Annotated in this window: 11 protein-coding genes; 8 read left to right on the forward strand and 3 right to left on the reverse strand. The window is 44.1% G+C overall.

From position 1 onward, the window contains the following. The first annotated feature begins 212 nt into the window (after positions 1–212). The 7 genes from BWX39_RS01320 to BWX39_RS01350 all read left to right on the forward strand — a co-directional run bounded on the left by BWX39_RS01320 (position 213) and on the right by BWX39_RS01350 (position 7,587). On the forward strand, positions 213–449 hold the full coding sequence (locus BWX39_RS01320; protein WP_004365096.1) for an acyl carrier protein: 237 nt from the start codon (positions 213–215) through the stop codon (positions 447–449). Between the two features lie 255 nt (positions 450–704). Beyond that, positions 705–1,967, forward strand: coding sequence for a beta-ketoacyl-ACP synthase II (fabF, locus tag BWX39_RS01325; protein WP_028905567.1), 1,263 nt, complete (start codon positions 705–707; stop codon positions 1,965–1,967). After that, complete coding sequence (gene rnc, locus BWX39_RS01330) at positions 1,957–2,916, forward strand: ribonuclease III (RefSeq protein ID WP_028905568.1); 960 nt, start codon at positions 1,957–1,959, stop codon at positions 2,914–2,916. Before fabF ends, rnc begins: the two co-directional genes overlap by 11 nt. 138 nt (positions 2,917–3,054) lie before the next feature. Next, on the forward strand, positions 3,055–4,158 hold the full coding sequence (gene ychF / locus BWX39_RS01335) for a redox-regulated ATPase YchF (protein ID WP_028905569.1): 1,104 nt from the start codon (positions 3,055–3,057) through the stop codon (positions 4,156–4,158). Between the two features lie 18 nt (positions 4,159–4,176). Then, positions 4,177–5,019, forward strand: a complete 843-nt coding sequence (gene lgt, locus BWX39_RS01340) for a prolipoprotein diacylglyceryl transferase (RefSeq protein ID WP_028905570.1) — start codon at positions 4,177–4,179, stop codon at positions 5,017–5,019. 421 nt (positions 5,020–5,440) lie between these two features. After that, entirely contained in the window at positions 5,441–6,412 is a 972-nt protein-coding gene (locus tag BWX39_RS01345) for an adenine-specific methyltransferase EcoRI family protein (RefSeq protein ID WP_036860549.1), read from the forward strand. 71 nt (positions 6,413–6,483) lie between these two features. Continuing rightward, on the forward strand, positions 6,484–7,587 hold the full coding sequence (locus BWX39_RS01350; protein WP_028905571.1) for an HNH endonuclease family protein: 1,104 nt from the start codon (positions 6,484–6,486) through the stop codon (positions 7,585–7,587). 235 nt (positions 7,588–7,822) lie between these two features. On the opposite strand, the gene mutS is transcribed toward BWX39_RS01350, so the two are convergent. Further along, positions 7,823–10,489 carry a DNA mismatch repair protein MutS gene (gene mutS / locus BWX39_RS01360; RefSeq protein WP_028905572.1) on the reverse strand — a complete coding sequence of 889 codons (2,667 nt, stop codon included), beginning with the start codon at positions 10,487–10,489 and terminating at the stop codon, positions 7,823–7,825. Positions 10,490–10,620: 131 nt separating this feature from the next. After that, complete coding sequence (locus BWX39_RS01365; protein ID WP_028905573.1) at positions 10,621–12,114, reverse strand: DUF3943 domain-containing protein; 1,494 nt, start codon at positions 12,112–12,114, stop codon at positions 10,621–10,623. Between the two features lie 519 nt (positions 12,115–12,633). Here BWX39_RS01365 and BWX39_RS01370 point away from each other — a divergent pair. Next, positions 12,634–12,951, forward strand: a complete 318-nt coding sequence (locus BWX39_RS01370) for a heavy metal-binding domain-containing protein (RefSeq protein ID WP_004366941.1) — start codon at positions 12,634–12,636, stop codon at positions 12,949–12,951. Positions 12,952–13,045: 94 nt separating this feature from the next. On the opposite strand, the gene cysS is transcribed toward BWX39_RS01370, so the two are convergent. Further along, a complete protein-coding gene (cysS, locus tag BWX39_RS01375; protein ID WP_028905574.1) occupies positions 13,046–14,533 on the reverse strand; it encodes a cysteine--tRNA ligase in 1,488 nt (495 codons plus the stop codon). Between the last annotated feature and the right edge of the window lie 8 nt (positions 14,534–14,541).

The following is a 14,541-nucleotide window of genomic DNA, read 5'->3' on the forward strand; positions in this document are numbered from 1 at the left end:
GAAGTAATGTTATAATCATCTATTATAATGGCTTGATTTAGCGCAATATAATATCAAAAGTGCTGTTTTTATTGCACAAATGTATATGTTTTGTGCATAGATGAGTGCTTTTTTAAGCAAAAAATTTGCGTGTATGAAAAAATTATCTTTCCTTTGCAGCCGAATTTTAGAATTTAGAAAGTTAATAGTAAACATTTTAAAACTTAACAATTATGTCAGAAATTGAATCAAAGGTAAAAGCAATTATCGTAGATAAGCTCGGTGTAGACGAGGCAGAAGTAAAGCCAGAAGCAAGTTTCACAAACGACCTTGGTGCTGATTCTTTGGATACAGTAGAACTTATCATGGAGTTTGAGAAGGAATTTGGTATCTCTATTCCAGACGATAAGGCAGAAAAGATCGCTACTGTAGGCGATGCTATTGCTTATATCCAAGAGAACGCAAAGTAAGAAGATATATAAATGATGGTTGGGAGCTTCGGCTTCCAACTGACTTTTAATCTTTAACATTTACTTATTTCTTACTTAGGTTTCGTTCATTCAGACTCTAAGACAAGAAAAAAGAGTTAAGGAGTTAAGCCAATCGTTTTACTTACGTTTCATAAGTGTATAGTAGAACCCTTTGCTTAACTCCTTAATTCTATATCTGAAAGAAACCTAAGAGCGTCTCGTAATCACGATGACAGAATTTAAATCAGCAAATTAATGGAATTAAAAAGAGTAGTAGTAACAGGACTTGGTGCAGTTACTCCATTGGGAAATAATCCTGAAGAAACTTGGAAAGCAATGCTTGAAGGTAAGAGTGGTGCAGCTCCTATTACTTATTTCGATACAACTAATTTTAAAGCAAAGTTCGCTTGCGAGGTTAAAAACCTTAATGTGAACGATTATATCGACCGTAAAGAAGCGCGTAAGCTCGACCGTTACACACAGTTGGCACTCATCAGTGCCATTCAAGGTGTAGAAGATTGTGGCATCGACTTGGAGAAAGCCGACAAAAATCGCATCGGTGTGGTTTACGGAGTTGGTATTGGCGGTATTAAAACCTTTGAAGAAGAAATCGGTTATTACGCACTTCATAAGGAAGACGGCCCTAAATTCAATCCTTTCTTCATACCAAAGATGATTGCCGACATTGCTTCTGGACACATCAGCATTCGTTTTGGTTTCCACGGTCCTAACTTCACCACAACATCGGCTTGTGCATCGTCTACCAATGCTATTGCCACAGCGTTCAATTTAATTCGCTTGGGCAAGGCTGATATGATTGTCAGTGGTGGTGCTGAGGCCGCTATTACCGAGGCAGGAGTAGGCGGTTTCACTGCAATGCACGCACTTTCAACTCGCAATGATGACCCAGAACGCGCTTCACGTCCATTCTCAGCAAGCCGAGACGGCTTCGTTATGGGTGAAGGAGCAGGCTGCTTGATTCTCGAAGAGTTAGAACACGCAAAGGCTCGTGGTGCTAAGATATACGCAGAGTTGGTTGGTGAGGGCGAATCTGCCGATGCTCACCACATCACAGCGTCTCACCCAGAAGGCTTGGGTGCAAATTTGGTAATGCAAGCAGCACTCGACGATGCAGGTTTGAAGCCCGAAGACATCGACTACATCAATGTTCACGGTACATCAACTCCTGTTGGCGACGTTTCAGAAGTAAAGGCTATTGTTCAGCTTTTCGGCGATTCTGCCTACAAACTCAATATTTCGTCTACCAAGAGTATGACAGGACACTTGCTTGGAGCTGCTGGTGCAGTTGAAGCAATGGCTTGTGTGCTCTCTGTTCAAAACGATATTATCCCTCCAACAATCAACCACGAAGAGGACGATAAGGACGAAGAAATTGATTACAATTTGAATTTTACGTTCAATAAGGCTCAAAAACGCGAAGTACGTGCTGCACTTAGCAACACATTCGGCTTTGGTGGCCACAATGCTTGCGTGATTTTCAAGAAGTATGCTGAATAAAATAATAGATAGAATAAAGCTCCCTTTCCGCAAGGAAAAGGAGCTTTATTTGTCTTTATACCAAATAATAGGGGTGCTTCCTCACAATCTTTCCTACTATAAAACGGCACTCTTGCACAAGAGTGTGGCACGAAGGAACGAGAAAGGAAAGCCCGTTAACAACGAACGCTTAGAGTTTTTGGGCGATGCCATATTAGATGCCATCGTGGGCGATATTGTTTATGAGCATTTCCCTGGCAAACGCGAAGGCTTTCTTACCAATACTCGCTCGAAGATAGTGCAGCGCGAGACCCTCAATAAGTTGGCGAACGACTTGGGAATAACGAAGTTAATTCTGTCAAGCGGGCACTCGCAGTCGCACAATAGCTATCTTGGCGGCAATGCGTTCGAGGCTTTGGTAGGCGCGTTATACCTTGACCACGGCTACACAGCCTGCATGAAGTTTATGAAACGGCAAATCTTAGGCGAGCTTATCAATATTGATAAGGTGGCTTATAAGGAAGTAAACTTCAAGTCGAAACTCATAGAATGGACACAGAAACACAAGATAAATCTTGAGTTTAAGCCGCTTTCTTTCGGTAAAGACAAAGAAGGCAGCCCCACTTTCAGCTTCCAAGTTGTATTGGAAGGCATTGCCTGTGGCGAAGGAAATGGCTATTCAAAGAAGGAAAGTCAGCAAGAAGCAGCCAAAATAACCCTCCAACGTATTCGCAAAGAGGTGAATTTTGCTGATGGAATATTTGAAGCCAAGAAGAACCGCCTTGCTTTGGAAGAACCAACAGACTCCGACACCGTTGCAACAACGGAAGTGGAAGAACTCATATTGCCGTCGAGTACAGTGCAAAGCGATACCCTTTCCGTTGTAGAAACGCAAGAACAACCTTCCGTTATTGATGTAAACGAGAAAGAAAACATCATCGCCGAAGCCGAAGCAAAGGCGTTTCAGTAGCAAGACAGAGGCGAATAAAGCCCACGTAAAGTATGCTCAAGATTTAGAACCGAAGTGCAAAATAATGTTCTATTGATGATTAATATCAAAATAAAACAGTATTTTTGCACCAAAAGAAAATAAACGTTTATTTAGAATATGGCATTAAAATGTGGTATAGTAGGTTTGCCAAACGTGGGCAAATCTACACTTTTCAACTGTCTGAGCAGTGCCAAGGCGCAGGCAGCCAACTTTCCTTTCTGCACGATAGAACCCAATTTGGGGGTTATTACCGTGCCCGACGAGCGTTTGAACAAGCTCGCCGAAATTGTTCACCCAGGGCGAATAGTGCCTGCTACCTGCGAGATTGTAGACATTGCAGGTCTTGTTAAGGGTGCAAGCAAGGGCGAAGGATTGGGCAACAAGTTCCTTGGCAACATTCGCGAATGCGATGCTATCATTCACGTTATTCGCTGTTTCGAGGACGATAATATCGTTCGTGAAGGCGGTGCAGCAGTAAATCCGATTGAAGACAAGGAGATTATAGATACCGAACTCCAACTGAAAGACCTTGAAACCATCGAGGCGCAACTTGCCAAACAGCAGAAAATGGCGGCTGCAGGCAACAAAGATGCCAAGGTAATGGTGTCTGTGCTCGATGCTTATAAAGCGGTGCTGGAGCAAGGCAAGAACGCCCGTAGCGTGCAATTTGAGAGCAAAGAAGAACAACAGGCAGCTCACGACTTGTTCCTTCTTACCACAAAGCCTGTGCTTTACGTTTGCAACGTGGACGAAAACAGTGCAAAGGACGGTAACGAATACAGCAAGCAAGTAGAGAAAATCGCTGCCGAAGAAGGCGCAGAAGCGATGATTATTGCTGCCAAGACCGAAGAAGACATTGCGTCGTTAGAGAGTTACGAAGACAAGAAGCTCTTCCTCGACGAACTCGGATTGGAGCAAAGCGGTGTAAACCGCCTCATTAACAAGGCTTACCACCTCTTGAATCTTCAGACATTCATCACCGCAGGCGAGATGGAAGTAAAGGCGTGGACGTTCCAGAAAGGTTGGAAAGCCCCTCAATGTGCAGGCGTTATCCACACCGATTTTGAGAAAGGGTTCATTCGTGCAGAGGTTATCAAGTACGAAGACTATTTGAAGTACGGTTCTGAAGCTGCCGTCCGCGAAGCTGGAAAGCTTGGCGTAGAAGGCAAAGAATACATTGTGCAGGACGGCGACATTATGCACTTCCGTTTCAACGTATAGTTCAGGGAGGAATAAAAGATGCTGAACAATCTGCTTTATATAGCTTGGCAACCCGACGAATACCTTGTGCGCTTCGGCTCAATGGGCATTCGTTGGTACGGAATGTGCTGGCTTGTGGGCTTTGCCGTTGCATATTTCCTTATGCGATGGCTCTTCAAACGCCACAAGATAGCCGACGAAAAGTTCGACCCGATGTTTGTTTACGTCTTCCTTGGCGCATTTATCGGTGCCCGATTGGGGCATTGTTTCTTTTACGAACCGCAAGACTTCTTCGACTCGTGGCAGCATTTCGTTGAGATATTTCTCCCTATAAAGTTCCTTGCTGGCGGCGGTTGGAAGTTCGTAGGCTATCAAGGCTTGGCTTCCCACGGCGGAGTTATCGGACTCCTCGTTGGTCTTTACCTTTACATAAAGCGCACAAAGCTGAATGCTTGGGTCGTGTTAGACTTTATGGGCATCTGTTCTACCGTAACATCGGTGTTCATTCGCTTGGGCAATCTGATGAATTCGGAGATTATCGGAAAGGTAACCGATGTGCCTTGGGCGTTCGTTTTCTACGATGTCGATACCTATCCGCGCCACCCCGGACAGCTTTACGAGGCGATTGCCTACTTTGTTTTCTTCTGGGTTATCTTCCTTATTTATAGGAAATATCCTAAGAAAGTGGGTACAGGACTTTACTTCGGCTTATGCCTTGCGCTTATTTTCACTTTCCGTTTCTTCATCGAATACACAAAGGAAGTGCAAGTAGACTTCGAGGCTGGCTTGCCAATTGATATGGGACAGATACTCAGCATACCGTTTATAGCACTCGGTATATGGTCGGTTATGCGGTCGAGAGGGAAAGAATACAATGCGTAAAATATGCAATAATATAAAAGGTAGGAAGTTTTTCCTGCCTTTTTTTATTCCCTTCTTACCTTATTTTATGTGAATAATCTTTATAATGTGAAATAAAATGTGTAAGTTTGCAAATGAGTAAAAGCGTCCATCAGGAAATTGATGGTTCGACAAAGCTCAAATTTTTGTTGGTAAATAAATAACAAGCGTTTGCTGTTTATTCTATAAAACGTTCTGGAAACTTGGCCGTAGAAAGAACCAATGCAGTTGGAATAAGTTGTAAACGTCTGCGCAATATGCGTGGGCGTTTAACTTATCTTCTGCATTGTGGGTTCGGCCAAGTACCTCAGAACGTGGATAAGTTTGCGTCCACGTTCTTTCGTATTTGGTCGTTCCTCGTTTTTAATTGAGTATTCGGTATTCGTGCAAAGTAACTTTTACTATGGCGAATAAAACTTTAACCTTAGCCAAAAAGGCTAAGAACGATGAGTTCTACACGCAACTTGGCGATATAGAACGAGAAATGAAACACTACAAACAACATTTTAAGGGAAAGACAGTGCTGTGCAACTGCGACGACCCACGTGTGAGCAACTTCTTTAAGTATTTTGCTCTGAACTTTGAACTATTGGGCTTGAAAAGGCTTATTGCTACTTGCTACAAGAGTAAAGAAATCAATACCTTCTCTCAAAACAATTCGGAACAAGCCGTTTATATTGTTTACGAAGGCGATAAAAACGACAACCATATCGTTGATAATGAAGAAATAGAGGTTAAACCATTAAAAGGAGATGGCGATTTTCGCAGCAAAGAATGTGTAGAACTATTAAAGCAAGCCGACATAGTCGTTACTAATCCGCCCTTTTCTTTGTTCCGTGAGTATATTACACAGTTAATAGAGTATGATAAAAGTTTCATTGTAATAGGTAATTACAATGCAATAACCTATAAGGAAATATTCCCTTTGATAAAAAATAATAAGTTATGGCTCGGCAATGGCTTTTCAGGCGGAAATGCTTATTTTAATATTATCCCTACTGGGCGTACATTTGCAAATGGTGTATATGATGAAAGTACACAGTTAGTAAAGTTCCGTAACTGCTGTTGGTATACGAATCTTGATATTCAAAAACGCCATGAAGAACTTATTTTGTACAAACGTTATAGTCCAGAAGAATATCCAAAGTACGATAATTATGATGCTATCAACGTTAATAAAGTAAAGGAAATACCGATGGACTATGATGGAGTAATGGGCGTTCCAATAACTTTTATGGATAAGTACAACCCTAAGCAGTTTGAAATAGTAGGCATTGATAGATACGTTGCAGATAATCCAAATTATGGACATCGCTTTACTATTAGTGGAAAAGAGATTTATGCAAGAATATTAATTAGAAGAAAGACTTTATAATATTGTTGTTTGTGAAACAAAAAAGAGAGCATAATAAAATATATATAGAAAGCTTTATATAGTAAGTAATTATGAAAATAGAATTAAAACCTATCAAATTAAAAGACCTTTTTCAAGGATATAAAGATGATGCCGAAGAGGGTGTAGTGGCTTATGGCGAACTTCTTGATGTTCGTCCGAAATATCAACGTGAGTTTGTTTATAAAGACGAACAACGCAATGCTGTAATTGACACGGTGCGAAAAGGCTTTCCTCTCAATGTAATGTATTGGGTGAAAAAAGACGATGGTGGCTTCGAGGTGTTGGACGGGCAGCAGCGCACGCTTAGTATTTGCCAATATCTTAGCAACGATTTCTCTATAAAAGAAGAGTATTTCCACACCCTGACAGACGACCAACAAGCGCAAATACTGGATTACGAACTAATGGTTTACTTCTGTGAAGGTACCGACAGCGAGAAGTTGGAATGGTTTAAAACCATCAATATAGCTGGAGAAAAGCTCTACGACCAAGAATTGCGCAATGCTGTATATACGGGAGAATGGCTCACCGATGCAAAACGCCACTTCTCGAAGACAGGTTGTCCTGCTATGGGATTGGGCGATAAGTATGTGAAAGGTGTAGCAATACGCCAAGAAATTTTACAGCTTGTATTGTGTTGGATTAACGATGGGGCGAAAGGAACACCCGATGAGAAGATACGACAATATATGGCAGACCATCAACACGATGCCAATGCCAACGAATTGTGGCTCTATTTCGTGCAAGTTATAAACTGGGTGCAGACCATTTTCCCAACTTACCGACGTGAAATGAAAGGAGTGCCATGGGGAATACTTTACAACGAGTTTGGACAACAGCCGTTAGACACAAAGAAACTTGAAGATGAAGTTGCGAAACTTATGGCAGACGATGAAGTGCAGAACAAGAAAGGCATTTACGAATATGTGCTTACACGAAACGAAAAGTATTTGAATATTCGCACTTTCGAGCAGCGTATAAGTCGTGCGGTATATGAAAAGCAGCAAGGAATTTGCCCTATTTGTGGAGAACATTTCGATATTGAAGATATGGAAGCTGACCATATTATACCTTGGCACAAAGGTGGAAAGACGGAAAAAGACAATTGTCAGATGCTTTGTATGAAGTGTAATCGCACTAAATCGGGGAAGTAGTTTTTTAGATGTAAAGGAGTTGTTATAGCAGAAAATAGCCCTTGTTTTGTAAAGATAATTCTCTTAAAAAATGATAACTGCGCTTTGGCATTGCGAAAGCGGCTCTTTTGCGCTGCAAAACCTACGCTTTTACCGTGCAAAAGAGCCGCTTTTGGAACGCAAAACAATAGGTTTTGCAAAGTGTTGATAACGAGATAGTTAGACAGTGGATATTGTTTTGAAAAATATTTACACCTTATTTGCTGTTTGGAAGTACAATTCGCTTGATTTCGTTGAGCTTATTCAACGCCTCAACAGGTGTAAGGTTGTTGATGTCCAAGCCTATGATTTCGTCGCGTATCTGCGTCAGTACAGGGTCATCGAGTTGGAAGAACGAAAGCTGAACCCCTTCCCTACTCTGCTCAAGCTTCTCTGCCGACGGCTTTCCTACACTGCCTACCTGCGCATTGTCAGCTTCCAATTCTTTCAAGACAACGTTCGCACGCTTCACAATCGACTTTGGCATACCGGCAATGTCGGCTACGTGAATACCGAAAGAGTGCTCGCTGCCGCCTCGTTCCAGTTTTCTCACGAAGATAATCTTGCCGTCCACCTCTTTCACAGATACGTTGAAGTTCTTTATTCGGCGGAAGTTCTTTGCCATTTCGTTCAGTTCGTGGTAGTGCGTGGCGAAGAGTGTACGTGCCGCAGCACGCGGTTGTTCGTGCAGATACTCTACGATAGCCCACGCTATGCTGATGCCGTCGTAGGTACTTGTGCCACGTCCAAGCTCGTCGAAGAGTACCAACGAGCGGGGTGTAACATTGTTCAGAATGTTCGATGCCTCAGTCATTTCAACCATAAAAGTAGATTCTCCGAGCGAAATATTGTCGGAAGCACCCACTCGTGTGAAAACTTTATCGACCAAACCGATTCTTGCGCCCTCTGCTGGGACGAAACTACCTATCTGCGCCAATAGTACTATGAGTGCGGTTTGACGCAACAGAGCCGATTTACCAGCCATATTCGGACCTGTTATCATCATAATCTGCTGTTGCTCGTTGTCGAGATATACGTCGTTGGGTATGTATGGTTCGCCAAGCGGCAGTTGGGTTTCTATTACGGGGTGGCGGCCTTTCTTTATGTCAATCACCATACTGTCGTCTACCACGGGGCGCACATACTTGTTTTCTTCGGCTATGTTTGCGAATGCCAACAAGCAGTCGAGGCGTGCCACAAGGTTGGCATTGATTTGTATTTGCGGGATAAACTCCTGCATATCCTGCACCAATTCGTTGAAAAGACGTGCTTCGAGAGCGAGTATTTTCTCGTCGGCACCAAGTATTTTGGCTTCGTATTCCTTCAGCTCTGGGGTAATGTAGCGTTCTGCCTGCGCAAGGGTTTGCTTGCGAATCCAGTCGGCAGGCACCTTGTCTTTAAAGGTATTGCGCACTTCAAGGTAGTATCCGAAAACGTTGTTGAAGCCTATCTTCAGCGAATTGATGCCTGTTTGAGCCGCTTCTTTCTCCTGAATGTCGAGCAAAACCTGCTTTCCGTTGTCGCGAATGGAGCGTAATTCGTCCAGTTCGGCGTTGAAACCGTGCGCAATCACGTCGCCTTTGGCAACCAAGTGTGGAGGGTCGGGCTTTATTTCCTGCTCTATTCGGTCGCGAATAGACTCGCAGAGGTTCAGCTGTTCCCCTACCCGCTTCAAGGCTTCGTTGTTCGCATAGAGGCAAGCGGTCTTCATTGGCTGTATCGCACGTAAGGCTATCTTCAGCTGAACCACCTCTCTCGGTGACACTCTGCCTGCTGCCACCTTTGAAATGATGCGTTCCAAGTCGCCCATACGGTGGAGTTGGTCGTTCAGGCATTGACGGAAATCGGGCTCGCGGAAGTAGTATTCCACTATGTCCAATCGCTCGTTAATGGGCTTTACGTCCTTCAATGGGAACACAAGCCAGCGATGCAGCATTCTGCCACCCATTGGTGTGATGGTTCTGTCTACTACGTTGAGCAGCGACGAACCGTCCTCCTGCATGGGTGCGACAAGTTCCAAGGAACGAATGGTGAAGCGGTCGAGTCGCACATACTTCTCTTCTTCGATGCGAGCGAGCGACGTTATGTGGTTGATGTTGGTGTGCTGGGTCAGTTCCAAGTACTGCATAATAGCCCCGGCAGCTATTACTCCGTTGTTCAGATGGTCTACACCGAAACCCTTTAGGTTCTTTGTTCCGAAGTGTTTCAGTAGTTTTTGCCGTGCAGAAAGGTCGGTAAACACCCAGTCTTCCATTTCATACACACACAGGCGTGTACCGAAATGGCGTTCAAAGTCAGACTTTCGGGCACGGTCGTACAGCACTTCCTTTGGCGAAAAGTTGCCAATGAGCTTTTCAACATAGTCGAACGTGCCCTCACCAGTGAGAAATTCGCCTGTCGAAATGTCGAGAAAGCTCACACCACAAGAACCTTTGCCGAAGTGAACAGCCGCCAAGAAGTTGTTTTCCTTGTAGTTCAGCACGTTGTCGCCCATAGCAACGCCAGGCGTAACAAGTTCCGTTATGCCTCGTCGCACCATTTTGTCTTCGGCAGACAAGCCCCGTTTGCCCTTCAAAGCCTCACGTTTCTTCTTCGGGTCTTCGAGTTGGTCGCATATTGCTACACGTTTTCCAGCACGAATAAGCTTTGGCAAGAAAGTGTCGAGTGCGTGATGAGGAAATCCAGCCATCTCGTCGCCCGCTGCTGCACCGTTGTTTCGGCGTGTCAGCGTTATGCCGAGTATTTTAGAAGCTTCTATGGCATCGTCGCAATACGTTTCGTAGAAGTCGCCACACCTAAAGAGCATTAACGCATCGGGGTGCTTCTCTTTCATCGAAAAGAATTGTCGCATCATCGGAGTGAGCCCTTTGTTGTCTTTTGCCATATTGTTTTTACCTTTCTTACCTTTCGTTGTCGTAATTCGTGAAATGCAAAAATACGAATTTTCGGCATATTGTCCAAACGATAGCCAATTTATTTGGGCTTTGTCTGATAGTCTGTTTCAAGAAATCGGCACTATAATCTGAAACCGATTCCGAGCCTTGCATTGTAAGTCGTTGTGTGGCAATTGGGGCGATAGCAGTAATGGAAATTGCGGAAAACAAAGAGCGAAGAAGCCTCCATAAACCAATGTTTCGACAACGAAATTTCTATTTTGGGTTGTAAAAGAAAGGTTACTGCCCTGCCACGGTCGCCCATAACGCTGTAATCAACGTATTCTTTTGTTTCGTCTTCATCTTCGTAGCTATGCCAAGAAGCAAGGTATTTCATATCGGAAAGTAAGCGAAAGCGGACGAAAGACCCATAATCGATGCCCGAATAGTTTTTAATGCTGTAACCGCTGCCCACGCTGTAATCGCGGTTGTAGCGGTTGTCGTGATAATCGGATAGGGCACCGCCCAGCAAAACACCATTGAAGTATAGCTCGGAAAAGCATTTAAATCGTCCTGACTCATAGTACCACGCTACACCAACGCCCATACTTGCGGCTTCAGACACCTTATAAGGCACGGTGCCCTTGATGGAATCGGTGGAGTAGAAGTCGAAATTCTGATACAATCCTATGGTTGCCGTGCTGTTATTGGTTTGCAGCAATGGCCATTGGCGCAGCTGTCCGATGATGTTTGCATTGCTGACGAGCGATAGTTCCATACTGGGACTAACCCCTAAGTCTACTCTAAAGAAGTCGTAAGGGCGTTTGTTAGAGGCATTGACGGGCGAACCGTAAGAGAAACTGATGTTGAAAACAGGCCGATAGTCAGGCTTTATACCTGTGGTATGGCTGTTGAGCATTTGCGCGCTTCCGAGAATGGAAAAGTGGAGTGGGGTATTGTTGATTGTTTCCAGACTGCTGCGAGTGTTGGTTGTGCGGAAAGCGGTGCCCGTTACCATTCGTGTTAAACCTCGGGAAGGGTTCAACACCATACCGATTATTTCGCGAACGACACGCTCACAGCCACGTTTGCGGTTGTCGAAAATGCGGTTTGAAATTCTATGTAGTACTTCGCCCATAGCCAATCCACCTGCCGATGTTGCCAAAAAGTCGTTGATGGAAGGACGTTCCATTTCTCCGCTGATTTCCCACATCAAGCTTCCACCAACGACGTAGGGTATCGCCTCAACGTAGGATAAGCCGTTGCTACGTGCTGCGTTGTAATAGATTGAGCCGTGATAGGGGTGCGAAAACAAGTTGGTTCTGAAGATATCGCTGTCCCAATACCATTTTGTGGGCGACAGATTCCTACCTATCGTCTTCCACGTAACCTTTGAAAAGGGGGCGTCGAGTATGTATCTGTCGAAAGCGAGAATAGCAAGATTAGCACCAACTACGTGTGTTGCGGTGCGCCAAGGATATTTCCGAACTGCTGTATCTTCGGGAATAGAGTCTTGCTGCTGTGTTATCTCTATTTTAATTGAATCCTTATAATTATCAAGCTGTGTATTACTGACGGTTGAATCCGCTTGAGCGGCAAACAGATTGGCCAGCAATAATATATTTGCAAGTAGCATCTATACAGTCTTTCTTGGCGTAAAGATAGCCAATATTGTGATAATCAAATAAAAAGACAGATAGGTTTTAACTACAATTATGATTAGAAGAATGCTTTATTGTTTTTTTAATGGTCGGTCTATATTTACCGAATACCGATATATAGTTTCGCTTTTCCGAATAGAAAGAACCCTTTAGCTGTCTGTTCTGCTACCCTTGTATTCTTCGTTTCATAGGCGGAAAACAGACGATAATAATGTAAAAGTTTTTCACAAACATAAATCTTGTGTAACTCGTTAGTTATCAATGCGTTGCAAAACCTATTGTTTTGCGTTCCAAAAGCGGCTGTTTTGCACGGTAAAAGCGTAGGTTTTGCATTGCAAAAGAGCCGCTTTCGCAATGCCAAATCGAAATTATCGTTTTTCCTATAAATTATTTTTACAAAAGTAGAAGGCAATTACAACTTTTAGAGAAATATTCCGTTAAAAGGGTAGGGCAGTCAAAGCGATTGCCAATTAAAACTTAAAGAAAAAGAAATTATGATTCTTACAACAACTCCAAACATCGAAGGTTATAAGATTTTAGAGTACAAAGGACTTGTAACGGGTGAAACAATTATTGGTGCAAACTTTATAAAAGACTTCTTTGCAGGTATCAGAGACATTGTAGGCGGACGCAGCAAGTCGTACGAAAAGGTGTTGCAGGAAGGCAAGGAAACTTCTGTTCGGGAAATGATGCAACGTGCGCAGGAATTGGGCGCAAACGCTATTGTGGGCATCGACATCGATTATGAGACAGTAGGGCAGGGCGGTTCGATGCTGATGGTGGCTTGTTCGGGCACCGCAGTGCGTATATAATAAAAGGAATTAAAGCGTAAAGGGCAATTTCAAGAGGTTGTTTTTATCCTTCTGATTCCCTTTGCGCTTTAACTCCTTGTTTAGCTTTTATCTTTTATTTATCCAACTTCCAAGTTACGCCGTCTTTGGTATCTTTCACTTGGAAACCAGCTTCGGCAAGAGCGTCGCGTATCTGGTCGCTCACAGCCCAGTCTTTATTGGCTTTTGCTTTCGCACGCAAGTCGAGCACCATATCCACTACTTTGCCGTAAGCAGCCTCTCGTGCGTCGTTGTTGGCACCACGTTCGTTTACCAAACCAAGAATATCGAAAGCAAAAAGACGCATCGTTTCGCTGAGTTCCTTTAGGTCTTCTTCGCTGATTTGCGCTTTATGGTCGATAAGCAGGTTCACTATGTGGCACGCCTCGAACAGATTTGAGATGACAGCAGGTGTCATAAGGTCGTCGTTCATTGCATCGTAGCACTTTTGGCGCAATGCCGCAACGAACTTCTTGGTATTCTCGTCGCTTGCTGCAGCAGTCTGAATGCGTTTCAAATCCTCTATGGCGTTCATCAGTCTTTCGTATCCTTTCTGTGCAGCTTGCAGGGCTTCGTTCGAGAAGTCTACCGTTCCGCGGTAGTGAGCAGACAGAATGAAGAAGCGAATGGTCATAGGCGAATAAGCCTGTTCTAAGGTTTCGTGGTTGCCTGTGAAGAATTGCTCCAACGTAATGAAGTTGTTGAGCGACTTGCCCATCTTCTGTCCGTTGATGGTAATCATATTGTTGTGCATCCAATACTTCACCATTTCTTCGCCCTGCGATGCCACAGCCTGTGCTATCTCGCACTCGTGGTGAGGGAAAACCAAGTCCATGCCACCGCCGTGAATGTCGAAATGCTTGCCAAGATACTTTCTTCCCATTGCCGTACATTCGCAATGCCAGCCCGGGAAGCCGTCGCTCCAAGGCGAAGGCCAGCGCATGATGTGTTCAGGCATAGCCCTTTTCCACAATGCGAAGTCTGTTTGGTTTCGCTTTTCGCCCACGCCGTTCAGCTCGCGCGAGTTATTTATCATATCAGTAAGGTTACGACCAGACAGTACACCGTAGCGATGGTCCTTGTCGTACTTCGCTACATCGAAGTAAATGCTGCCGTTGCTTTCGTAAGCGTAGCCGTTTGCCATTATCTCCTTCACGAGTTCCTCTTGCTCAATGATGTGTCCTGTGGCGCGAGGCTCTATTGATGGCGGCAGAACGTTAAGCGCACGCATTGCATCATGATAGCGATTGGTGTAGAACTGCGCAATTTCCATAGGCTCAAGCTGTTCTAATCGTGCCTTCTTTGCTATCTTGTCGTCGCCGTCATCAGCATCGTGTTCCAAGTGTCCTACGTCGGTTATGTTGCGAACGTAGCGCACTTTGTAGCCAATATGCTGCAGATAACGGAACAAAATATCGAATGTTATCGACGGACGGGCGTGTCCCAAGTGTGGGTCGCCATATACAGTAGGACCGCAAACATACATTCCTACATTGGGAGCAGCTATCGGTTGGAAGCGTTCCTTCTGCCGATGCAGCGTATTATATATAACTAAATTCTGCATTTGTTTAG

The organism is Prevotella intermedia ATCC 25611 = DSM 20706, from assembly GCF_001953955.1.
Taxonomy (GTDB): domain Bacteria; phylum Bacteroidota; class Bacteroidia; order Bacteroidales; family Bacteroidaceae; genus Prevotella; species Prevotella intermedia.